Source organism: Rhodococcus baikonurensis, assembly GCF_040489275.1.
GTDB classification, from domain to species: domain Bacteria; phylum Actinomycetota; class Actinomycetes; order Mycobacteriales; family Mycobacteriaceae; genus Rhodococcus_F; species Rhodococcus_F baikonurensis.
Window position 1 is genome coordinate 517,490 of sequence record NZ_JBEUOQ010000003.1, and the last position, 22,218, is coordinate 539,707.

A 22,218-nucleotide genomic window follows, 5' to 3' on the forward strand; every position below is an offset into this window, starting at 1 on the left:
AACCGCTAGGTTCACTACCGTGGGAACCGAGCCGTCACTGACGACAGGAATGGGTACTGACATCGTGAGCACCGAAAAGACTGCTGCCGACGCAACCGCATCGAGCACCGTCGTTGCAGGCATCGACCTCGGCGACGAACAGCTCGCCGCAGTAGTGCGTGGTGGACTCTCCGATGTCGAGGAGTTGTTGGTCAGCGAGCTGTCCGACGGAGAAGACTTCCTCACCGAGGCAGCGCTGCACCTCGCGCGCGCCGGGGGAAAGCGCTTCCGTCCGTTGTTCACGATCCTGACCGCGCAGCTCGGACCGGTGCCGAACGATCCGTCGATCATCACCGCAGCGACCGTCACCGAACTCGTTCACCTTGCAACGCTCTATCACGACGACGTCATGGACGAGGCGTCCATGCGGCGCGGGGCACCCAGCGCAAACGCTCGCTGGGGCAACAGCGTGGCGATCCTGGCCGGCGACTACCTGTTCGCACACGCATCACGCCTGGTCTCGACGCTCGGACCCGAAGCCGTTCGGATCATCGCCGAAACCTTCGCCGAACTGGTCACCGGCCAGATGCGCGAGACGATCGGCGTCAAGAAGGAGCAGGATCCGGTCGAGCATTACCTGAAGGTCGTGTGGGAGAAGACCGGTTCGCTGATCGCTGCCTCGGGACGATTCGGCGGTACCTTCTCCGGCGCCGACGCAGCCCACATCGAGCGCCTCGAGCGCCTGGGTGACGCCGTCGGCACCGCGTTCCAGATCTCCGACGACATCATCGACATCTCGTCCGTGTCGGCGCAGTCCGGCAAGACGCCGGGCACCGACCTGCGCGAGGGCGTGCACACCCTGCCTGTTCTGTACGCGTTCCGCGAAGAAGGAGCCGACGCAGATCGCCTGCGGGAGCTGCTCGCGGGCCCGGTCACCGAAGATGCACTGGTAGACGAGGCACTCGAACTGCTCGAGCGTTCGCCGGGCATGGTCAAGGCAAAGGCAAAGCTCGGCGAGTACGCCGTCGCGGCAAAGGCTCAGTTGGCCGAACTGCCCCAGGGGCCGGCGAACGAAGCACTGGTGCGTCTCGTGGACTACACGATCGAACGAGTCGGCTGACACTCGACGAATCGGGGTTCCCGGGTGGAAACCCCGATAGTCCCTGGGGTGAATCCCTGACGACCCTGGGTGGGAACCCTGATGACCCTGTCCTTCGTTGACTGAACAGACCCGGTGCACACGCCGGGCAGTTCGGGTGAGCCTTCGGCTCCGGCGAGGCAAGAGGTGAGCAGTTTGCACGGCTACGCGAACGGTGCGAAGACATTCGGGTTGTTGGTGGGGATGTCGGCGCTGATCGTCTTCATCGGCTCGCTGTTCAACAGCCCGTTCCTTCTGTGGGGATCCGTTCTGTTTGCCGTCGGCATGAATGCCTACGTCTACTTCAACAGCGACAAACTGGCGCTCCGATCGATGCGCGCGCAGCCCATCACCGAGGTCGAGGCACCGGCGATCTACCGGATCGTGCGCGAACTCGCCACGACAGCGCACCAACCGATGCCTCGGCTGTACATCAGTCCCACGAACGCCCCGAACGCGTTTGCCACCGGTCGTAGCCCTCGCCACGCCGCGGTATGCGTGACCAGCGGCATTATGCAGATTCTGAACGAACGCGAATTGCGGGCCGTGCTCGGGCACGAACTCTCCCACGTCTACAACCGGGACATACTGATTTCGTCCGTTGCCGGCGCGATGGCCAGCGTCATCTCGGGTCTGGCCAACTTCGCTATGTACGCGAGCATCTTCGGTGGCCGAGGGAACGGGCAGGGAAGTAATCCGATCGCGCTGCTGCTCGTCTCCCTATTGGGACCGATCGCGGCAACCGTGGTCAAGCTGGCCGTCTCGCGCTCTCGCGAGTATCAGGCCGATCAATCGGGAGCCGAGCTCACCGGTGACCCGTTGGCGTTGGCGTCGGCGCTACGGAAGCTCGAGTCGGGCGTCGCGGCCGCGCCGTTGCCGCCCGAACCGAAGCTCGCCGCGCAGTCTCACCTGATGATTGCCAACCCCTTCAGAGCGGGGGACAAGGTGAGCAAGCTGTTCTCCACGCATCCGCCCATGGCGGACCGGATCGAGCGTTTGGAGAAGATGGCCGGGATGTAGGGCCTTCGGCCCCTGTGCGCGGTTAGGCAGTCCCAGGACTCCTTAACCGCGCACAGGGGCGTAGCCCCTACTACCGGTAGTTCACGAACTGCAGGGCGATCCCGAAGTCCTCACCCTTGAGCAGGGAGATGACGCCCTGGAGGTCGTCGCGCTTCTTGCTGCTCACTCGAAGTTCCTCACCCTGGATCTGCGCCTTGACGCCCTTGGGGCCCTCGTCGCGGATCTTCTTGGTGATCTTCTTCGCGTTCTCGCTGCTGATGCCCTGGACCAAGGTTCCGGACAGCTTGTAGATCTTTCCGGACTGCGCCGGCTCGCCGGCATCGAATGCCTTCAGCGAGATGTCACGACGGATCAACTTCTCCTTGAACACGTCGAGGGCGGCCAGCAGTCGCTCCTCGGTGTCGGCGTTCAACGTGATCGTCTCTTCACCAGACCACTCGATCGACGCTCCCGTGTTTCGGAAGTCGAAACGCGTGGTCAACTCCTTGGCAGCCTGATGTAGGGCGTTGTCCACCTCTTGACGGTCAACCTTGCTCACCACGTCGAAGGACGAATCAGCCACTTCACACTCCCGCTTTCCGGTAGTTCACGAACATCGAGTTCCGCCCACCTTCCATACCGGTGGACACCTCGACGTTATCGGGTCGGCACCGCCCGTTACCACCCGGTTTGCAAAATGGGGGTGTGTTCGTTGTATTCTTCTCACCGCACCGAGGAAGCCGTTTTCGGCCGCCGCACGTCGCGATATACTTGCGAGTGCGCCGGATCGAAGCCTGGTGCAAGCACGGCAGATTGCCCGAGCGGCCAATGGGAGCGGACTGTAAATCCGTCGGCTTATGCCTACGTAGGTTCGAATCCTACATCTGCCACACCAAGTCAGCCCCGATTCTCTTCACGAGAGTCGGGGCTGACTTTTTTGTGCGTGTTCAGAGGTCGGGCGCGCTGGTGACGCCGACGCCGGCCGCGGCTCAGGGGCGCCGGGGGAGGGTTTCGGGGGAGTGCAGGGTCAAGCGGGTTCCCGCAAAGCCCTCGCCAGCGGCCCCGATCGGTGCAACAATGGGCTCCGGCACCATTTTTGCCCCGATGACCAGCGGATTTGGTGCTGGCGCTCGTTCGTGTGTAATCTTTCGGAGGCTTCAAGAGAGCGGCAACGCACTCCTGAGCCACGCCCCCTTAGCTCAGTCGGTAGAGCGTTTCCATGGTAAGGAAAAGGTCAACGGTTCGATTCCGTTAGGGGGCTCGCTGGATTGTGGTGCCGTGCTTTCCGCGCGACACTCGACACCGAGGCGGTGTAGCTCAGTTGGTAGAGCAAACGACTCATAATCGTTGCGTCGCCGGTTCAAGTCCGGTCACCGCTACACAATATGCATGATCCACCCTGATTGCTCGTAATCAGATACACCCGAAAGAAGGCATCCCGTGGCCTCCTCGACCGACGTTCGGCCCAAGATCACCTTGGCCTGCGAGGTATGCAAGCACCGCAACTACATCACCAAGAAGAATCGGCGCAACGACCCCGATCGCCTGGAGCTCAAGAAGTTCTGCCCCAACTGCGGAACCCACCAGTCGCATCGCGAGTCGAAGTAGTAAGTCCTTAACAGGACGACGATTTTCGCGGAAGACCCTCTCTGGGCCTGCGTCTTCGGGTCCTAGCTAGAAGAGAGTCTCACCGCGTGACAGATTTGCAAGAGAACCAGGCAGCGGCCGAGGTCCCTACGGACCCGGCCGCTCATGCCGTCCAGATGGTCGGTCACCACTATCGTGTCGAAGACTTCTACGAGGTCGGACGCGAGAAGGTGCGCGAGTTCGCTCGCGCCGTCCAGGACGCTCATCCCGCGCACTACGACGAGTCGGCAGCCAAAGGCCTCGGATACGACGGCCTGATCGCTCCCATCACGTTCGTCGCCATCGTGGGTGCCATTGCTCAGCGACGTCTGTTCGAAGAGATCGTCACAGGCTACGACCTGAGTCAGATTCTTCAGACCGATCAGCGACTGGTGCTGCACAAGCCCATGCAGGTCGGTGACCGACTCTTCTGCGACGTTTTCCTGGATTCGTTCAGGCAGGCCGCAGGTAGCGACATCATCGTGACCAAGAACATCATCACCGATCAGAACGACGAAGCAGTTGTCACCACGTGGACGACGCTCGTTGCTCGTACGGGTGGGGAAGTGGACGAGAACATCGCCCACGCAGTCAAGGACGTGATGATGCATGTCGCTTCGTAAATTTTCCGACGTCAGTGTCGGCGAACTTCTCCCCGAGAAGTCCGTCACCCTGACGCGTGGAAACCTCGCCAACTACGCGGGTGTTTCGGGAGATCCCAATCCGATTCACTTCAGTGACGAGGTCGCTCGACTTGCCGGCTTGCCGGACGTCGTCGCGCACGGCATGCTCTCCATGGGCATCGGTGCCGGCTACGTCACCGAATGGCTGGGAGATCCGGGCGCAGTGACCGAGTACAACGTACGGTTCACGAGCCCGGTGATCGTGGCAGCCGACAAGGCGGCCGAGATCGAGTTCACCGCCAAGGTGAAGTCGGTCGACGAAGAAAGCAAGACCGCAGTACTGGCAATCGTGGCCAAGTCCGAAGGTAAGAAAATCTTCGGTCGGGCCACCGCCACGGTCCGTCTAGCCTGATCGCAGGGCGGATTGTGTTTGTTCCGGGGCTTTGAAGTACACTGAGATTTCTGGGATTCCTCAGCGCTGCGCGCTGCCCTGAATGTTGCAAGGCATTCACCTCGGGTAGCGCGTATGTTGTGTGATCGCAGAACGGTTGATTCAGGCAGGGTCTACCTGTCGAGGTCAACCAAAGGGGCGTAGCTCAACTGGCAGAGCAGCGGTCTCCAAAACCGCAGGTTGCAGGTTCAAGTCCTGTCGCCCCTGCCCCCGGATGCCAGCGACTGAGAGGAACGACGTGAGCGAGGAGCGCGCCAAGCGCGACGCCGACACTTCGGATGCGGAGACTTCAACGTCTGCCGATTCGACCGGTGTCGACGACACTGCAGCTGACGCGACTACGCGTTCCGATCTGTCGCTGGACAAGGACGGCGCCGAGAAGGCACCCTCCGCACCTAGTGGGGTTTCCAACAAGCCGACCGGCAAGCGCGCTGCACGCGGCGCCTCGGTCAGCGCGTCCACCGTGAAGACTCCGGCCCGGACGGCATCCCGGACATCTTCGGCCAAGCCGACTGCAACGAACCCCGGCAAGAAGCCCAAGGCGAAGAAAGACAACATCTTCAAGCGCCTGCGCAAGTTCTTCCGCGAGGTCATCGCAGAACTCCGTAAGGTCATCTGGCCGAACCGCAAGCAGATGATCACCTACACCAGCGTCGTGCTGACGTTCGTGGTCTTCATGGTCGCTTTCATCAGCGGCGTCGATATCGCTGTGATCAAGGGTGTCACCTGGCTGTTCGGCTGATCGCCGTAGCAGCCGGGCGTCTTTGCCTGCGAGCGCGACAAGACCCGACCCGGGTCCGAGTAACGAGAGGAAGCGAGTGCCCCAGTGAGCACCCCCGAGAACGACACGAATGAGGCTTTGGCCGAAGAGCGTGTTTCTGCCGAGGCGGCAGCCGAAGTAGACGTCGTGGTTGCCGAAGGCACCGATGTGGACGTTGCTGAAGGCACCGACGCAGACGCTGCAGCGACCGAGGACGTCATCTCCGACGATGCCGAGAACTCCGACGAGGCCGCTCCCGCCGCCGAGCTCGAGGTCGAGGATCCCGTTGCCGAACTCAAGGCTGCGCTTCGTCGCGCCCCGGGCGACTGGTACGTCATCCACTCGTACGCCGGTTACGAGAACAAGGTCAAGACCAACCTCGAGACTCGCGTTCAGAACCTCGACGTCGGTGACTACATCTTCCAGGTGGAAGTTCCCACCGAAGAGGTCACCGAGATCAAGAACGGCCAGCGCAAGCAGGTCAACCGCAAGGTTCTGCCCGGATACATCCTCGTTCGCATGGAGCTCAACGACGAGTCGTGGGGCGCCGTGCGCAACACGCCTGGCGTCACCGGTTTTGTCGGTGCCACGTCGCGTCCCTCGCCGCTGACCCTCAACGAGGTCGTCAAGTTCCTGCTCCCGCAGCAGGAGCAGAAGAAGCAGCAGGCTGCAGCGGCCGCCGTCGCAGCAGGCGAGGCACCGTCCGAGTCCTTCGGCAAGCCCCTCATCGAGGTCGACTTCGAGGTCGGCGAGTCGGTCACCGTCATGGACGGCCCGTTCGCAACCCTTCCGGCCAGCATCAGCGAGGTCAACGGCGAGCAGCAGAAGCTCAAGGTTCTCGTGTCGATCTTCGGTCGTGAAACCCCGGTTGAGCTCAACTTCAACCAGGTCGCGAAGATCTGACCACCCCAAAACTTGCAAATTGTTCGACGCAAGACACACACCCAAGCTAGAAACTAGGAACTAGAGATGCCCCCAAAGAAGAAGAAGCTCGCCGGGCTCATCAAGCTGCAGATCCAGGCAGGTCAGGCTAACCCTGCACCTCCCGTGGGTCCCGCGCTCGGTCAGCACGGCGTGAACATCATGGAGTTCTGCAAGGCCTACAACGCGGCGACTGAGTCCCAGCGCGGCAACGTTGTGCCGGTCGAGATCTCGGTCTACGAAGACCGGACCTTCGATTTCAAGCTGAAGACCCCTCCCGCCGCCAAGCTGCTCCTCAAGGCAGCCGGCGTCGCCAAGGGCTCCGGCGAACCGCACAAGACCAAGGTCGCCTCGGTGACCATGGATCAGGTGCGCGAAATCGCGAAGACCAAGGCTGAAGACCTCAATGCCAATGACATCGAGCAGGCCGCGAAGATCATCGCCGGCACCGCTCGTTCCATGGGCATCACGGTCCAGGGCTAGTAGTCCGCTCCACAGCATTACGTGGGAGGGCCGGCCAGGCCCCGACCACAACTGAACCATTCACCACTGCACAGGTAATTCGCTGCAGTGATAAGTAAGGACAGAACAAATGGCAAAGCGCAGCAAGGCGTACCTCGCCGCCGCTGAGAAGATCGACGCAGACAAGCTCTACAGCCCGCTTCAGGCTGCAAAGCTCGCCAAGGAGACGTCGTCCACCAAGATGGATGCAACCGTTGAGGTTGCAGTTCGTCTGGGCGTCGACCCCCGTAAGGCTGACCAGATGGTCCGCGGAACGGTCAACCTGCCCCACGGCACCGGTAAGACCGCTCGCGTCATCGTGTTCGCTGTTGGCGAGAAGGCAGCAGAAGCCGAGGCTGCAGGCGCTGACGTAGTCGGTGCAGAAGACCTGATCGAGCGCATCCAGGGTGGATGGGTCGATTTCGACGCCGCAATCGCGACTCCTGATCAGATGGCCAAGGTCGGCCGCATCGCCCGTGTCCTCGGACCGCGTGGCCTGATGCCGAACCCGAAGACGGGCACCGTCACGGCGGATGTCACCAAGGCTGTCAACGACATCAAGGGCGGAAAGATCAACTTCCGCGTCGACAAGCAGGCCAACCTGCACTTCGTCATCGGCAAGGCATCGTTCGACGATGAGAAGCTGGTGGAGAACTACGGCGCAGCCCTGGACGAGATCCTGCGTGCGAAGCCCTCGTCGGCCAAGGGACGCTACGTGAAGAAGATCACGGTCTCGACCACCACCGGTCCGGGCATCCCGGTGGATCCGAACCGTACTCGCAACCTCCTCGAGGATGCTGCAGACGCGTAAGCAGTCCGCATACGAACAAGAAGGCCGGCAGGGATCAACTCCCTGCCGGCCTTCTTGTCTGTTTCGGGAGGGAGTGATCCCTGCCGGTGGTATCGGTCCAACGGTGGCATCATCGGGGTATGCACGAAGCGTTCCAGTTCCTCGGAAACTTTTGGTGGCTGATCTTCGTTTTCGGCGGCACCATCGGTGGGGCGCTGAAAGGTGTCGCGGTTGCCAACGAAAGGCGGATCGAGCGCCGGCAAGAGCGCTTCCGGCTCAAGCAGCAGACCAAGGTCGCCATCGCGCAGGCCAACGCACAACATCACGCCGACGAAGAAACACAGCGCCGAGAGCTGGCCAAGGTAATCGAGCAGCACGATGCGGTCGACGACCGATGGTTCTCATACGAGCTCGATCCGGTCACACTGCTCGACACCCCGATGATGACGGACATGCGTGAGCCTTTGACGGCCGATTTTCATCGAGCCAAATATCGTGCCGATCTGCTCCGTCCAGGCAATCCGGAGACGATGATCGGCAACCAGCAGGCACAAACCGAGTATCGCGAGGCGGTGCACGCGTACTCGATCGCCTTCGAGATCGCGGAAGCGGAGGCGAAGCGTCGCCGACGGAGCGGATTCACCCTCGACGAACAAGAGCGCCTGGTACGGGCGCAGCGTCTGCTGCGACTGGCCATGGACGAGGGCGCGACGCCACAGGAACGTCAGAGTGCGTATCGGAAGGCCCACAAGGAACTCGATGGGCTGCTGGTGTTGCCGGACCGAGCTCGGGCAGAGATCGAACACAAGATCGCCAGGGCTATAGGCGCGTGACGGACCCGATTTGGTTCTGCAGCGAGCAGTCAGGTAGTCTTCGAGGCGGAGTTCAGTGCTGGATATGAACTTCACCCCAAAATCATGTTCTACCCAAGACCGTTGGTGATTGCACTCAGTGATGAGTGTGGTTGAAAGTCCGGGAGTGCCCGGCGGCCCACGTAGGTGAACGAGGTAGGGGGATAGCTTGATGTAGTGGTTCTACAGTTTGCCTGGTTATGCACTGCTTTGCGTTGCATCGTTACGCTGATTCGTAAGCCTCTTCTTCATGTTTCCTCTGTACGCCCCGTGCGCTTGCGCCGGGGCGTTTTGCATGTCGCGGACTGTGTCTTCTCGGGTTCACCCCGATGAGGTGCAGCGGTTCCTGAGTGGGACAACGACTGTCACGAGAGGAGGCGAAGTATGGCAAAGCCTGAGAAGGTTTCCGCAGTTGCGGAAATCACCGAGCAGTTCAAGGGTTCGACCGCCGCTGTGGTCACGGAATACCGTGGCCTTTCGGTTGGCAACATCACGACACTGCGACGCGCTCTCGGAGAAGGTGCCACCTACTCCGTCGCCAAGAACACCCTGGTCAAGCGTGCCGCCGCAGAGGCTGGCATCGAGGGCCTTGATGACCTGTTCGTTGGTCCGACCGCCATTGCATTCATCAAGGGCGAACCGGTCGACGCTGCGAAGGCTCTGAAGAACTTCGCTAAGGACAACAAGGCGCTCATCATCAAGGGCGGCTACATGGACGGCGCTGCGCTGTCCGTGGAAGAGGTCAACAAGATCGCGGATCTCGAATCCCGCGAAATCCTGTTGGCAAAGCTTGCCGGCGCGATGAAGGGCAACTTGGCAAAGGCCGCAGGCCTGTTCAATGCTCCCGCTTCGCAGATGGCCCGTTTGGCCGCTGCCCTGCAGGAGAAGAAGGCTGCAGAAGGCGGAGCCGCAGAGGCCCCCGCAGAGGCTGCCACCGAGGCTCCGGCCGAGGCCGAAGCCGAAAGCTGATCCGCACCCGCGCATCACTGCTATAACCCCGCCCGGTCGCGGATCAGCGACATGGGACTTACAGGAAGGACCGCCACAATGGCGAAGCTCAGCACCGAAGAGTTGTTGGACCAGTTCAAGGAGCTCACCCTCCTCGAGCTCTCGGAGTTCGTTAAGGCATTCGAGGAGACCTTCGAGGTCACCGCTGCTGCTCCCGTCGCCGTCGCCGCTGCAGGCGCACCGGCTGCCGGCGCAGAAGCTGCTGAAGAGCAGGACGAGTTCGACGTCGTCCTCGAGTCGGCTGGCGACAAGAAGATCCAGGTCATCAAGGTCGTCCGTGAGGTCGTTTCCGGCCTCGGCCTGAAGGAAGCCAAGGACCTCGTCGAGAGCGCTCCGAAGGCCATCCTCGAGAAGGTTGCCAAGGACGCCGCAGAGGCTGCCAAGGAAAAGCTCGAAGCTGCCGGCGCAAAGATCGTCATCAAGTAAGACGGTTTTTCCGCTGCTCCTCGCGAGTAGTAACGAAGAGGGCCACTCCCCACGGGGAGTGGCCCTCTTTTTTTGAACTTTTTTCGCGGGTGATATGTCGGAATCCATGCAGGTGGGAGGGGTGTCCGAACTAGGCTGTGACCTGAATTATGCTTCTTCCCTACTCGTTAGTAGTATTCGCAGTCACGGGTACCACTCCCATGCGATAGAGTGACCCAACCCACACGGGTGCATGCATGCAACGGACGTCGCGGAGGTAATGGTGGGAGTCGAGGTAGCGGTACAAGGACTGACAAAGTCTTTCGGGTCGCAGAGGATTTGGCAGGACGTGTCGTTGACACTTCCCGCGGGTGAGGTCAGCGCACTGCTCGGGCCTTCGGGTACCGGTAAGTCGGTGTTCCTGAAGTCCCTGATCGGACTGCTCCGCCCTGAACAAGGCTCCATCGTCATCGACGGCACGGACATCCTGCAGTGCTCCTCCAAGGAGCTCTACGAGATCCGTAAGCTGTTCGGCGTTCTCTTCCAGGACGGCGCGCTGTTCGGCTCGATGAACTTGTACGACAACATCGCCTTTCCCCTTCGTGAGCACACCAAGAAGTCGGAATCCGATATCCGCAAGATCGTGATGGAGAAGTTGGACCTCACGGGTCTGGTCGGCGCCGAGGACAAGCTTCCCGGTGAGATCTCCGGCGGTATGCGCAAGCGTGCCGGTCTGGCGCGTGCACTCGTGCTCGATCCCGAAATCATCCTCGTCGACGAGCCTGACTCCGGTCTGGACCCGGTGCGTACGACGTACATCAGCCAGACGCTGATCGACATCAACGCCCAGTCCGACGCCACGATTCTGATCGTCTCGCACAACATCAACCTCGCACGTACGGTGCCGGACAACATCGGCATGCTCTTCCGTCGTCAGTTGGTGATGTTCGGTCCTCGCGAGGTGCTGCTCACCTCGGACGAGCCCGTCGTCAAGCAGTTCCTGAACGGAACGATGATCGGTCCGATCGGTATGTCGGAGGAGAAGGACGAGGCTCAGATGGCGCACGAGCAGGCGCTCGTCGACGCCGGTCACCACGCTGGTGGTGTCGACGACGTCGAGGGCATCGTGCCGCAGATGAAGGCCACCCCCGGAAACCCCGAGCGTCAGGCTGTTCGTCGTCGCCAGGAGCGCGTCCGCCAGATCATGCACACCCTCCCAGCTAACGCTCAGGCGGCAATTCAGGACAGCCTGGACGAGGTTGACGGAACTGGGCAGTACGATCCCCAGTACGCCGAAGCGAGCGGCTATCAGGGGGAGTGGAACGACAACTCGCAAGACACGCAGGTCATTCCTGCATACGAGGGCGATCCCTACGGAAACACGACACACGGGCAAGGGTAGGCATATCGGATGGGGGTTACCCGCAACTCGGTTCTGAGTCCGGTCAACGGAGCATTAACTCAGGCCGGAAACATCGTCGAACTGTTCGTCGACGTCGTCAGGAATACGTTCCGGCGTCCGTTTCAGTTCCGTGAGTTCATCGAGCAGGCCTGGTTCATCGCCAGCGTGACAATTTTGCCGACGGCATTGGTAGCCATCCCTTTCGGCGCCGTCGTCTCACTGCAGACCGGTTCGCTGATCAAGCAGTTGGGTGCAGAATCGTTCACCGGCGCTGCCAGCGTCCTGGCGGTGATCCAGCAGGGTAGCCCTCTGGTGACAGCGTTGCTGGTCGCCGGTGCGGCCGGATCGGCCGTGACGGCCGACCTCGGTTCGCGAACCATTCGCGAAGAGATCGACGCGATGGAAGTCCTCGGAATCAATCCGATTCAGCGCCTGGTGGTTCCGCGTGTACTCGCGATGGTGCTGATCGCTGTGCTGCTCAACGGACTGGTGTCCGTGGTCGGTATCGCGGGTGGTTACTTCTTCAACGTCATCCTGCAGGGCGGTAACCCCGGTGCTTACATCTCGTCGTTCTCAGCTTTTGCCCAGCTACCGGACATTTGGAGCGGTGAGATCAAAGCCGCGGTGTTCGGTGTCATCGCTGGTGTGATCTCCGCGTACAAGGGACTCCACCCGTCCGGTGGCCCGAAGGGCGTCGGTGAGGCGGTGAACCAGGCCGTCGTCATCACGTTCCTGCTGTTGTTCTTCGCCAATCTGATTCTGACGATGGTGTACCTCCAGATCGTGCCGGCGAAGGGATCTTGACCTAAATGACCATCGCACGAGGCCGCGGCGATCAGTTCCTGCTGAAGAGCCGCAAAGTTGCCAGAATTCCAGTGAACGCGTTGGACCGCGCAGGCGAGCAGATGTCGTTCTACGCGCGCGCCATCGCGTGGACTCCGCGCACCCTGCACCGGTATCGGAAGGAGACGCTTCGGCTACTCGCCGAGGTGACGTTCGGTAGCGGTGCGCTCGCAGTCATCGGCGGAACGATCGGCGTCATCGCGATGATGTCGGGATTCACCGGTGTCGTCGTCGGTCTGCAGGGCTTCGCAGCTCTCGAGCAGTTGGGAAGCTCGGTTCTGACGGGCTTCCTCTCCGCCTACGTCAACACCCGTGAGATCGCTCCGATCGTTGCGGCTCTTGCGCTCTCGGCCACGGTGGGTTGTGGTTTCACCGCGCAACTCGGTGCCATGCGAATCTCCGAAGAGATCGACGCACTGGAGGTCATGGCAGTTCCGTCGGTGCCGTTCCTGGTCACGACGCGCATGATCGCCGGCTTCGTCGCCGTCATCCCGCTGTACATCGTGGGTCTGCTCGCGGCGTACCTCGCCTCGAGAGTGATCAGTACGGTGTTCAACGGGCAGTCGACTGGCTCGTACGACCACTACTTCAATCTGTTCCTGCCACCGCAGGACGTGCTGTATTCGTTCGCGAAAGTCCTGGTCTTCGCCTTCGTGCTGATCCTGATCCACTGCTACTACGGTTTCCACGCCTCGGGTGGTCCCGCAGGCGTGGGTGTGGCCGTCGGCCGCGCTGTTCGCGCCGCAATCGTGACGATCGCCGTTCTCGACTTCTTCCTCAGCCTTGCTATCTGGGGAACCACGACGACTGTGAGGGTGGCCGGATGATCGAGGCTCCGTCAGTCCTGCGCCGCCGTGTGCTCGGACTCGTGTTCTTCGTGGTGTTGGCCTTGTTCCTGGCCTTCACCATCGGGACCTTCAACAAGACGTTCAAGGACGTCGTGAAGATCGACCTCGTGACCGATACCGTCGGAAATGCCTTGCCACCCAACGCTGACGTCAAGGTTCGTGGGCTGCTTGTGGGCGAGGTGCGGTCCGCGTCGACGAAAGACGGCCAGGTCACGTCGGTCCTCGCGATCGAGCCGGACAAGGCCGATCTGATTCCGTCCAATGTCACGGCGCGTCTGCTTCCGAAGACGCTATTCGGTGAGCGATACGTCTCCTTGATCATTCCGGAGGGAACCACCGCGACCCCGATTTCCGCGGGAACGGTGATCCACCAGGACAAGAGCGGCAATGCTGTCGAGGTCGGCGACGTTCTGGACGGGCTGCTCCCACTTCTGCAGGCCATTCCGCCGCAGGATCTGGCGAACACTCTCGGTTCTCTCGCGCAGGGTCTGACGGGGCGCGGCGCCGAGCTCGGTCTGACGGTCGATCGTCTCGAGGAGATCTTCCGCGGCGTCAACACCGAGCTGCCCGCGGTGCAAGAGGATCTGCGCAAGTTCGCGGACTTCTCCCAGACGTACTCGGACGCAGCGCCCGATCTGATCAACGCTCTCGACAATCTGCGGACCACGGGTAACACGGTGGTGCAGAAGCAGGACCAGTTGCGGACACTGCTGGCGTCGCTCACCGTGACATCGTCGGACACCGCAGCCTTCCTCGAAGCGAACTCGTCCTCGATCATCACGCTCGCTGCGGATTCGAAGGAAGCTCTCCAGCTTCTGGCTCAGTACTCACCGACCTTCGGGTGCACGTTCAAGGGCTTCTCGGACACCGCTCCGGAAGCTGCCAAGATCCTGTCCACCGACGCGCCCAATCCTGGTGTGCGTGCGAGTATTCAGATCGTGAACCCCAAGGGTCGCTACCTGCCCAACCAGGACGAGCCACGACTCGTCGACAACCGCGGCCCGGTTTGCTACGACAACGTCACCGAGCCCGGTCGTCCGTTCCCGCAGTACCCCGGCGGTTCGTACGGTGACGGTTCCTACCAGGTTCCTTCCCGCAATCCAGGTCCCGCCACCATGGAATTCCTGCCTGCACCCGAGGGCTCCGGACCTCAGTTGTTCTCGACCAACAACAGCGGTCCTGCTCAGCAGGCCGGCTACGCGGGCTCGAAACTCGAAGAGGATACGTTGAAGGTGATCTACGGACAGGCCAACGGTGTTGCGCCGGACGATGTTCCGGCGTGGACCACGATGGTCAGCGCTCCGGCATTCGCAGGTGCGGAGGTGAGCGTCCAATGAGAGGACTCGCAGCTCCGCTGACAAAGCTCATCATCTTCGTGGTGGTGACGGTCCTGGCGACAGGACTGCTGGCAGCCAGCATCGCCAACCTCGGCGGTGGTGGCGGTACCAAGTTCAACGCCGTCTTCTCCGACGTCACGTCGTTGAACGAGGGCGACGAGGTCCGCATTGCCGGTGTTCGTGTCGGCCAGGTCGAGAAGATCGCCATCGTCAACGACAACCAGGCCGAGGTTCAGTTCTCGGTATCCGACCGTGATTGGTTGCCGGCCAGTTCCATTGCCACCATCCGGTTCCGCAACCTGGTGGGGCAGCGATACATCTCGCTCTCGCAAGGTGAAGGCAGCCAGGGCAAGAAGATCACCGGCGGCGATACCCTGCCGCTGTCCCAGACGCGCCCGGCAGTCAATCTCACGACGCTCTTCAACGGCTTCAAGCCGCTGTTCACCACCCTGAGCGCGGACGACGTCAACAAGCTGTCGTACCAGATCATCCAGGTCTTCCAAGGCGAATCGGGCACCATCAGCGAGCTCGTGCGCAACACCGCGAGCCTGACCAACACCGTCGCGGACAAGGACGCCGTCATCGGGGCGGTGATCAAGAACCTCAACGACGTTCTCGACACCGTCAACGCGAACGACAAGAACCTCGATTCACTGATCGTCAACACCCAGCAACTCGTCACCGGGTTGGCCAACGAGCGTGGCGTGGTCGGTTCGGCCGTCACCTCACTTGCGGGCCTGACCGACGCGACGGCCGACCTGCTCGAGCCGACAAGGCCGTCCATTCAGGGTTCGATCACGGCTCTCAACACGTTGGCGACCACACTCAACCGTCGGAGTGACGACGTGAACGCGGTGCTCGAAACCTTGCCGGTCAAGCTCGAGAAGCTTGCTCGCGTAGCGAGTTACGGTTCCTGGTTCCAGTTCTACCTGTGCGGAATCGACATCGTTGCCGGTCCAGGACAGTCTGCGTCGCTGAATCTGCCCACCGGCCTGCCGACGGTCAATCAGCCGATTTACACCAACGCGGCCACGCGATGCACTCAAGACGGTATGAGGGAGTTGCAAGGTCGATGAGCAAACGTCGCAGTCCGGCAATGGCCGGAGCCATCGGTATCTTCGTGGTGCTGTTGGCCACTTTGTCCGCGTTCTTCCTCGATTCGCTTCCGTTCGTGGGAGCAGGCTCGTCCTATTCGGCCGAGTTCTCCGAAGCTGCGGGACTCAAGCCTGGTAACGAGGTTCGTATCGCCGGCGTGAAGGTCGGCAAGGTCACTTCCGTCGATCTCGACGGTGACCGTGTTCTGGTCGACTTCAAGGTCAGCGACGCGTGGGTGGGAGATCAAACCTCTGCGTCCATTCAGATCAAGACGATTCTGGGACAGAAGTACCTCGCACTCGATCCGCGTGGAACCGACAACCTCGATCCCAAGGACCGGATTCCGCTCGAGCGCACCACGTCTCCGTACGACGTCGTTCAGGCCTTCTCGGCCGCAGCGGACACGGTCGGCGACATCGACACCGACCAGTTGGCGAAGAGCATGGAGACGTTGTCCCAGGCATTCTCCGAGACACCTGGCGATGTCCGCGCGTCGCTCGACGGTGTCAGTCGGCTGTCGCAGACGATCGCGAGCCGTGATCAGGACCTGCAGAAGCTCTTCGCCGCCACCGGGAAGACGTCGCAGATTCTTGCTGACCGCAACAAGGAATTCACCCAGCTGATCCGGGACGGCGGACTGCTGGTGCAGGAGCTCAACAATCGCCAGCAGGCGATTTCGCAGCTGCTCACCGGAACTCAGCGCGTCTCTCAGCAGCTCACCGGTCTCGTTCGTGACAACGAGGCGGCAATCGGGCCGGCGCTGACGCAGCTCAACGGCGTCATCGACATCCTGAAGGCCAACAACGAGAACTTGGACAAGGCACTGAAGCTCTACGAACCCTTCATTCGCTTGTACGCCAACGTGGTCGGCAACGGCCGTTGGTTCGACCAGGTCGTCGTGAACCTCCTTCCGCCGGGTCTGCCGGATATTCCGGGCTACCGTGACCCCGTTCGTACGTTGGGAGGCAACTGATGGCTGATACCGCCGAAGCCGGAAGCGGCTCCAAGAAGCGCTCGATCGCGATCATCGCTGCTGTTCTGATCGGATTACTCGTGATCGGTGGTGCGCTGTGGTGGGCGTTCACTCGCGCCGGTACCACCAAGATCACCGCCTACTTCGACAAGTCGGTGGGTATCTACGACGGGTCCGACGTTCGTGTTCTCGGAGTGAAGGTCGGCACCGTCGAATCGGTCGAACCTCAGGGAGACCAGGTCAAGGTCGAGTTGCGTGTCGATCGTGGGATCGACATCCCCGCCGGTGCCAGCGCCGCTCAGATCACGCCGTCGGTGGTTGCCGACCGCTACATCCAGCTGACCCCGGTCTTCACCGGTGGCGACAAGATGGCCAGCGGTGCAGTAATTCCGATCGAGAAGACGGCGACGCCCGTCGAGGTCGACCAGTTGTACTCCAGCATCGACGAACTCGCGTCGGCGCTCGGTCCCGAGGGCGCCAACAAGAACGGCGCGCTGTCCGATTTCGTCGAGACCGGTGCGGCCAACCTCGAGGGCAACGGCGAAGCGTTGGGGGACAGCATCACCAACCTCTCGGATGCTGCTCGGACGCTGAACGATTCGCGTGACAACATCTCGCTGACCATCAAGAACCTGGATACTTTCGTGGGCGCACTCGCGGCCAACGATCAGCAGGTGCGTCAGTTCAACACTCAGCTGTCGGATCTGACCGGGTTCTTGGCGGGTGAACGCGACGACCTCGGCGCCGCCCTGAATCAGCTGTCGATTGCTCTCGGCGACGTCGCGAAGTTCGTGGCCGACAACCGTGATCAATTGGTCCAGACAACCGAGGGACTCGTCGAACCGACACAGACACTGGCGAACAACAAGGAAGCGCTGGCCAACACGCTCACCATGCTTCCGCTGGCGATCTCCAACCTCGTCAACTCCTACGACGCCGAATCAGGTGTGCTGGCTTCACGTCTGGCGTTCCCCGATCTGCAGAACCCGGCCGGGGTGCTCTGCAAGTTGATGGACCTCGGCAAGCTGTTGCCCGGTGATCCGCGATTCGAGGCGCTGGGACGGCAGATGCAACCGGCCATCGACCAGTGTGCAAATGTCGCCGCGATGACCGATGCAGCGAATCAGGCCGCAGGACTGAATCTTCCCTTCGGCATCCTCGCCGGATCCGAACGTCAGATGCAGGTAGTTCCGGGCACTGTGCCTGGCGTCGTGTCACCGCGACTCAACAGTGGAAACGGGGAGGGCGAGTGAAGCGTTCATTGATTGTCGGCGCCGGACTGTGCGCCGTCCTGATCTCGGCAACCGCCTGCTCGTCCGAGGGCATCTACGCGGTCCCGCTTCCCGGCGGTCCCGATGTGGGTTCCGATCCGATGCACTTGACCATTCAGTTCGACGACGTGCTCGACTTGGTTCCGCAGTCCGCTGTGAAGGTCGACGGAGTTCCCGTCGGGCGCGTCGACGACGTGTCCGTCGGACCGGACGGATGGACCGCGGACGTCGGTATCATCCTCGACTCGTCGGTTGATCTACCCGCCAACGCAATTGCCGCGGTCGAGCAGACCAACCTGCTCGGCGAGAAGTTCATCCAGTTGTCGGCCCCGCCGTCCGGACCGGACTCTGCGAAGCTGGCCGACGGAGACCTGATTCCGTTGGATCGCACTCGCCACGCCACCGAGATCGAGCAGGTTCTCGGCGCATTGTCGCTGCTGCTCAACGGCGGCGGTGTGGGCCAGTTGCAACCCATCGTCGAAGAACTCGGTGCCGCGTTCGACGGTCGCGAAGGCAAGACGAGAAGCCTTCTGGAGCAGGCGAACACACTCATCGGCGGACTCAACGAGCAGCGTGACGACATCACACGAGCGCTCGACGGCCTGGATGTGCTCTCGACCCGCGTCAACGATCAGAACGAGAAGATCGGGAAGATTCTCGAGGAACTCCCCGTTGCGACACAGGTTCTCAACGAGCAGCGTCCGCAGTTGACTCAGATGCTCGCTCAGGTGGATCGACTCGGAACAGTGGGAACCGACGTCCTCACACAGTCCAAGGACGACCTGATCGCCGATCTTCAGGCTCTGCGTCCGACGCTGCAGGCGCTCGCAGACTCCGGTGACGACTTCGTCGGGGCACTTCCGTTCCTGCCGACGTTCCCGTTCCCGGACGGTGTCGAGAAAATTGCACAGGGTGGTTCCGTGAATCTCTTCCTGAGTGTCGACCTGCAGATCGGCAATACTCTCTCGGGTCTCGGTGTCGGACAAGGCGAACCGGAATACCGTCAGCCGAAGTTCGGCAATCCCAAGCCGGTAGTCGATCCGTCGAACCCGTACTACAACGGAAACGGCCCGCGTCCGGGTTGGCCGACGGTGTCACTGCTGCCGATCGCTCCGATTCTGCCGCAGGTTCCCGTTGTCGCCGGTCTTCCCGCCACAACAGCGGGTGATCCGGCAACGCCGGCGCCTGCGGCGAACCCACTCAACCCCATCCAGGGAATGCTGGAACAGTTCGGAATCGGCGGTGATGGACAGTGAGATCAGCTCTGGTCAGATGGCAGCTCGTCGGCTTTGTCGTGGTAGCGCTCCTGGGTCTCATCTACGTCGGCGCCAAGTACGTGCGCCTGGACAACCTCATGGGGTTCGGGCAGTACACGGTCAAGACCGAATTGGCCACGTCCGGTGGAATTTTCACCAACGCCGAAGTGACGTATCGCGGCGTGCCGGTCGGGCGAGTGGGCGACATGTCGTTGACCGAGGACGGAATTCAGGTCGACCTGAAAATCGACAACAGTGCTCCGGAGATTCCTGCATCGGCCCGTGCCGTCGTGGCTAACCGCTCCGCCATCGGTGAGCAGTATGTCGACCTCCAGCCCGATACCGATCAGGGACCGTTCCTCGAGGACGGCTCGGTGATCGCGGTGGGGGACACCACAACTCCGATCCCGATCGAGGATGTGCTGACCAGTGCCAACGGCTTGGTCAAGTCCGTGCCGGTCGACGCACTCCACACCGTCGCCGTCGAACTCGGTGCAGCGTTCAACGGCAAGGGCGAGGACATTCAGGTCCTGGCCGATTCACTGTCCGGTCTTTCGCAGTCCGGGCTCGACACTCTGCCTCAGACGCTCGCGCTGATTCGGAACAGTGAGACGGTACTGACGACACAGTCGGATCAGTCCTCCGCGATCAAGCAGTTCAGCACCGATCTCGATGCCGTGACGGCGCAGTTGCGGACCAGTGATCCGGATATCCGACGCTTGATCGACAACGGCATCCCGGCGAGCGATCAGATCGGCGCCCTGATCAACGAGGGTGGTCCGAGCCTGACGACCGACCTGACAAACCTGGCGGCCACCACCAAAACGCTTGCACCGCGAACGATCGCGTTGCAGCCGTTCCTGATCTTCCTTCCCGGCCTCGCCGCTGCCGCACCGACGGTTGCTCCCGGCGACGGAACGGTCCATCAGGGCTTGGTGCTGGAGACCAACAATCCGCTCTCGTGCACGGTTGGTCACGAAGGCACCATGGCAATCCTGGACGAGATGAAGCGTCAGAACCCCAATTTCGACGACACGCAGCAGGATTTCCCACTCAACACCGCGGCGTCGTGTGAGACGCCGCTGGGCAGCGAGACGGGCGTCCGCAGTGCCAACCGCGTGGTGTACGCCGATCCCGACACGATCCAGCCTTGGGACTTCAAGCCGAAGGTCGATCCGGACAAGTTGAACCTCAACCCGATCGCGACGCAGTTGGCGCCGTTGCTCGGAGTGACACCGAAGTAGACCGATCCGAATGTGATCGAGTTTGTGCAGTTCAGGCTACTGAGTTGTGGCAGTTGACGATTCGCGGCCAGAGGCTGGGCAAAACAGGTAAGTAGGGTAGTGAGTGTGATTCAGAGAAACAGTTCCCCGCAGTCCAGCGGGCCCGAGCAAGTCGAATCGGGAGCGCCGACAACCGGTAGACCGAAGGGGCTGACAGCGTCTCTGATTGCGGTCGGTGTCTTGCTTCTGGCGGCAGTGGTTGCGCTCGGTGTGTTCGGCGTCCCGTACGTCCGGGCGCTCACCACCGACCGCACTACCGCCGAGATGCGTGACGACGCGCTGGTCGGTGCGCAGCAAGTCGCGATCAACCTCAACAACGCGGATTCGGCGAATCTCGACCAGTCGATCGAGAACATGCGTTCTTCGGTGACCGGTGACGAGATGACGACGTACCTGCAGACCGTTCAGGATTCCATCACCGACGAGTTGCGTAACTCGGGCTCGAAGGCTGACACCGAAGTCGTTCAGTCCGCGCTCACCGAACTCAACACCGATGACCGGACCGCCACGGCTCTGGTCGTCGTTCGAGTGACCACGACGCAGGGCAATCAGTTCGTCAAGAATCAGCTCGGCATGCGGCTGGGCATGGTCGAGGTCGACGGGGTCTGGAAGGCGCAGTCAGCTGATCCGATCGGATCGCGACTCGATCTCGGCTCCGGCACTCTGCCGGCGGCCGACGGCTCCACGCCTGCACCTGATGCAACGCCTGCCCCTGGTTCGGGGACCGAGGCACCTGCGTCCGGTGCTCCTGCACCGACAACCGAGGGTGGTGATTCCGGTGGCCAGTAGTTCGTCGAATCTGCACACCGACATCCCTCGAAGGAGAAGCGCGTAATGCCACCCAAACGTCGTACCGGCGGACCGTCCTCCCCGCAGAACCGTCGGCCGAAGATCGCCGGAAGCGCTCGTTCACTCAACGTCCCCGCGGGGACGTCCGATTCGGATTCGGTCGAGCCCACGATCGAAAAGCCGGAAGAAGAAACACAGGAGGCTGTGACATCGGAGGCTGCGAAGCCGACGCTCGCGAAGGCAGAATCCGGAGACGCCGAGCCGCCGAAGCCGGAAACCGACGCTCCGGAATCCACCCCGGTCCCCGATCTCACCAAGCCGGTGAAGACAGCCGCAGACGAACCGAAGGTAGCCGCGGGAGAAGCGGAGGGCGCCGCCCCCACTGCCCCGCAGGCCGACGCGGGGGAGTCGCCGGCAACATCCACACAGCCGAAGGGCAGCTGGCGCCTGGTTGCGATCCTGGGGGCCGCGGCGGTGATCGTCGCGATCGTCGCCGGCATCGCCTTCTTCAAAGTCGGCGCGAAGACGGACGACATCGCCTGGGTGGACGAAGGCGCCACGGCCGAGGTTCTTCGCGTGACGCCGTCGGCGTTGGCGGCAGTCTTCACGTTTTCTCCCGACACGTTCGACGCCGATTTCGACAAGGGTGTCCAGGGACTGAATCAGTCGATGCGTGACCAGCTGACGCAGTACAAGGACACGCAGAAGGCCGGTGTCGAACAAACTCAGACGGCAACGACCGCTGATGTCCCGCTGATCGGGATCACACGACTCGAGAAGGACCGGGCACAGTTGCTCGCCCAACTGAACGTCAGTTCGACGCAGAACGGCGTGGCGGCAGACTCTCGCTCCGGAATGGTCATCGTGAGCCTGGAGAAACAAGACGGAAACTGGCTGATCTCGGAGATTCGCGACCAGTAGCACCTGCGTACCACGACGAGGATCTGGACCGACGCACGATCTCGGTCCAGATTTTTCGTATGTGACGCCGTTGCTGGCTACACTTCCGGTGGCAGTGTTCGAATGCGCGTCACGAATGTTCGAATGCTGCGACACGCGCTCTCGCCCT

At 61.7% G+C, this 22,218-nt stretch carries 24 protein-coding genes and 4 tRNA genes; 27 read left to right on the forward strand and 1 reads right to left on the reverse strand.

What is annotated here, in order from left to right:
- Positions 1-49: 49 nt before the first annotated feature.
- Both ABWI03_RS10140 and htpX read left to right on the forward strand, forming a co-directional pair.
- Positions 50-1,099: a polyprenyl synthetase family protein gene (locus ABWI03_RS10140; protein WP_166811198.1), complete on the forward strand. Its 1,050-nt coding sequence runs from the start codon at positions 50-52 to the stop codon at positions 1,097-1,099.
- Positions 1,100-1,273: 174 nt separating this feature from the next.
- A complete protein-coding gene (gene htpX, locus ABWI03_RS10145; RefSeq protein ID WP_029254860.1) occupies positions 1,274-2,137 on the forward strand; it encodes a zinc metalloprotease HtpX in 864 nt (287 codons plus the stop codon).
- Between the two features lie 70 nt (positions 2,138-2,207).
- Here htpX and ABWI03_RS10150 read toward each other — a convergent pair whose 3' ends face one another.
- Positions 2,208-2,699 (reverse strand): YajQ family cyclic di-GMP-binding protein, encoded by a 492-nt coding sequence (locus ABWI03_RS10150; protein ID WP_003941854.1) that lies wholly within the window; start codon positions 2,697-2,699, stop codon positions 2,208-2,210.
- Positions 2,700-2,923: 224 nt separating this feature from the next.
- On the opposite strand from ABWI03_RS10150, the gene ABWI03_RS10155 reads away from it, so the two are divergent.
- The 25 genes from ABWI03_RS10155 to ABWI03_RS10275 all read left to right on the forward strand — a co-directional run bounded on the left by ABWI03_RS10155 (position 2,924) and on the right by ABWI03_RS10275 (position 22,070).
- Positions 2,924-3,006, forward strand: a tRNA-Tyr gene (locus tag ABWI03_RS10155).
- Between the two features lie 298 nt (positions 3,007-3,304).
- Positions 3,305-3,377: transfer RNA gene (locus ABWI03_RS10160), tRNA-Thr, on the forward strand.
- Positions 3,378-3,422: 45 nt separating this feature from the next.
- Positions 3,423-3,495: transfer RNA gene (locus tag ABWI03_RS10165), tRNA-Met, on the forward strand.
- Between the two features lie 61 nt (positions 3,496-3,556).
- Entirely contained in the window at positions 3,557-3,724 is a 168-nt protein-coding gene (gene rpmG / locus ABWI03_RS10170) for a 50S ribosomal protein L33 (RefSeq protein ID WP_003941903.1), read from the forward strand.
- A gap of 86 nt (positions 3,725-3,810) precedes the next feature.
- Positions 3,811-4,365, forward strand: a complete 555-nt coding sequence (gene hadA / locus ABWI03_RS10175; protein ID WP_019744315.1) for a (3R)-hydroxyacyl-ACP dehydratase subunit HadA — start codon at positions 3,811-3,813, stop codon at positions 4,363-4,365.
- Positions 4,352-4,777: a (3R)-hydroxyacyl-ACP dehydratase subunit HadB gene (gene hadB, locus ABWI03_RS10180; protein WP_047268906.1), complete on the forward strand. Its 426-nt coding sequence runs from the start codon at positions 4,352-4,354 to the stop codon at positions 4,775-4,777. The genes hadA and hadB overlap by 14 nt, the downstream gene beginning before the upstream one ends.
- Positions 4,778-4,950: 173 nt before the next feature.
- A tRNA-Trp gene (locus ABWI03_RS10185) sits at positions 4,951-5,023 on the forward strand.
- Positions 5,024-5,054: 31 nt separating this feature from the next.
- Positions 5,055-5,558: a preprotein translocase subunit SecE gene (gene secE / locus ABWI03_RS10190; protein WP_172436548.1), complete on the forward strand. Its 504-nt coding sequence runs from the start codon at positions 5,055-5,057 to the stop codon at positions 5,556-5,558.
- 84 nt (positions 5,559-5,642) lie between these two features.
- Positions 5,643-6,479 carry a transcription termination/antitermination protein NusG gene (gene nusG, locus ABWI03_RS10195; protein WP_095970336.1) on the forward strand — a complete coding sequence of 279 codons (837 nt, stop codon included), beginning with the start codon at positions 5,643-5,645 and terminating at the stop codon, positions 6,477-6,479.
- 66 nt (positions 6,480-6,545) lie between these two features.
- Entirely contained in the window at positions 6,546-6,980 is a 435-nt protein-coding gene (rplK, locus tag ABWI03_RS10200) for a 50S ribosomal protein L11 (protein ID WP_003941896.1), read from the forward strand.
- A 109-nt stretch (positions 6,981-7,089) separates the two neighbouring features.
- Entirely contained in the window at positions 7,090-7,809 is a 720-nt protein-coding gene (gene rplA, locus ABWI03_RS10205) for a 50S ribosomal protein L1 (RefSeq protein ID WP_003941982.1), read from the forward strand.
- A 119-nt stretch (positions 7,810-7,928) separates the two neighbouring features.
- Positions 7,929-8,621, forward strand: coding sequence for a hypothetical protein (locus ABWI03_RS10210; protein WP_124568222.1), 693 nt, complete (start codon positions 7,929-7,931; stop codon positions 8,619-8,621).
- A 402-nt stretch (positions 8,622-9,023) separates the two neighbouring features.
- The gene (gene rplJ / locus ABWI03_RS10215) at positions 9,024-9,608 is read left to right on the forward strand and encodes a 50S ribosomal protein L10 (protein ID WP_003942074.1); all 585 of its coding nucleotides are present in this window, start codon (positions 9,024-9,026) and stop codon (positions 9,606-9,608) included.
- 78 nt (positions 9,609-9,686) lie between these two features.
- Positions 9,687-10,073, forward strand: a complete 387-nt coding sequence (gene rplL, locus ABWI03_RS10220) for a 50S ribosomal protein L7/L12 (RefSeq protein ID WP_003941857.1) — start codon at positions 9,687-9,689, stop codon at positions 10,071-10,073.
- Between the two features lie 259 nt (positions 10,074-10,332).
- Positions 10,333-11,454 (forward strand): ABC transporter ATP-binding protein, encoded by a 1,122-nt coding sequence (locus ABWI03_RS10225; RefSeq protein WP_007728450.1) that lies wholly within the window; start codon positions 10,333-10,335, stop codon positions 11,452-11,454.
- Positions 11,455-11,463: 9 nt separating this feature from the next.
- Positions 11,464-12,258, forward strand: coding sequence for an MlaE family ABC transporter permease (locus tag ABWI03_RS10230; RefSeq protein ID WP_003942038.1), 795 nt, complete (start codon positions 11,464-11,466; stop codon positions 12,256-12,258).
- Positions 12,259-12,263: 5 nt separating this feature from the next.
- Positions 12,264-13,124, forward strand: coding sequence for an MlaE family ABC transporter permease (locus ABWI03_RS10235; protein WP_003941894.1), 861 nt, complete (start codon positions 12,264-12,266; stop codon positions 13,122-13,124).
- Positions 13,121-14,482: an MCE family protein gene (locus tag ABWI03_RS10240; protein ID WP_003942007.1), complete on the forward strand. Its 1,362-nt coding sequence runs from the start codon at positions 13,121-13,123 to the stop codon at positions 14,480-14,482. The genes ABWI03_RS10235 and ABWI03_RS10240 overlap by 4 nt, the downstream gene beginning before the upstream one ends.
- Positions 14,479-15,558 (forward strand): MCE family protein, encoded by a 1,080-nt coding sequence (locus ABWI03_RS10245; RefSeq protein WP_003941932.1) that lies wholly within the window; start codon positions 14,479-14,481, stop codon positions 15,556-15,558. The genes ABWI03_RS10240 and ABWI03_RS10245 overlap by 4 nt, the downstream gene beginning before the upstream one ends.
- Entirely contained in the window at positions 15,555-16,550 is a 996-nt protein-coding gene (locus ABWI03_RS10250; protein ID WP_003942053.1) for an MCE family protein, read from the forward strand. The genes ABWI03_RS10245 and ABWI03_RS10250 overlap by 4 nt, the downstream gene beginning before the upstream one ends.
- The gene (locus ABWI03_RS10255) at positions 16,550-17,803 is read left to right on the forward strand and encodes an MCE family protein (RefSeq protein WP_298774248.1); all 1,254 of its coding nucleotides are present in this window, start codon (positions 16,550-16,552) and stop codon (positions 17,801-17,803) included. The genes ABWI03_RS10250 and ABWI03_RS10255 overlap by 1 nt, the downstream gene beginning before the upstream one ends.
- Positions 17,800-19,077 (forward strand): MCE family protein, encoded by a 1,278-nt coding sequence (locus ABWI03_RS10260; RefSeq protein ID WP_003941859.1) that lies wholly within the window; start codon positions 17,800-17,802, stop codon positions 19,075-19,077. The genes ABWI03_RS10255 and ABWI03_RS10260 overlap by 4 nt, the downstream gene beginning before the upstream one ends.
- Positions 19,074-20,321, forward strand: coding sequence for an MCE family protein (locus ABWI03_RS10265; RefSeq protein ID WP_353798860.1), 1,248 nt, complete (start codon positions 19,074-19,076; stop codon positions 20,319-20,321). The genes ABWI03_RS10260 and ABWI03_RS10265 overlap by 4 nt, the downstream gene beginning before the upstream one ends.
- Before the next feature lie 99 nt (positions 20,322-20,420).
- Complete coding sequence (locus tag ABWI03_RS10270) at positions 20,421-21,149, forward strand: hypothetical protein (protein WP_124568226.1); 729 nt, start codon at positions 20,421-20,423, stop codon at positions 21,147-21,149.
- Between the two features lie 45 nt (positions 21,150-21,194).
- On the forward strand, positions 21,195-22,070 hold the full coding sequence (locus tag ABWI03_RS10275) for a hypothetical protein (RefSeq protein WP_200315915.1): 876 nt from the start codon (positions 21,195-21,197) through the stop codon (positions 22,068-22,070).
- Positions 22,071-22,218 lie beyond the last annotated feature (148 nt).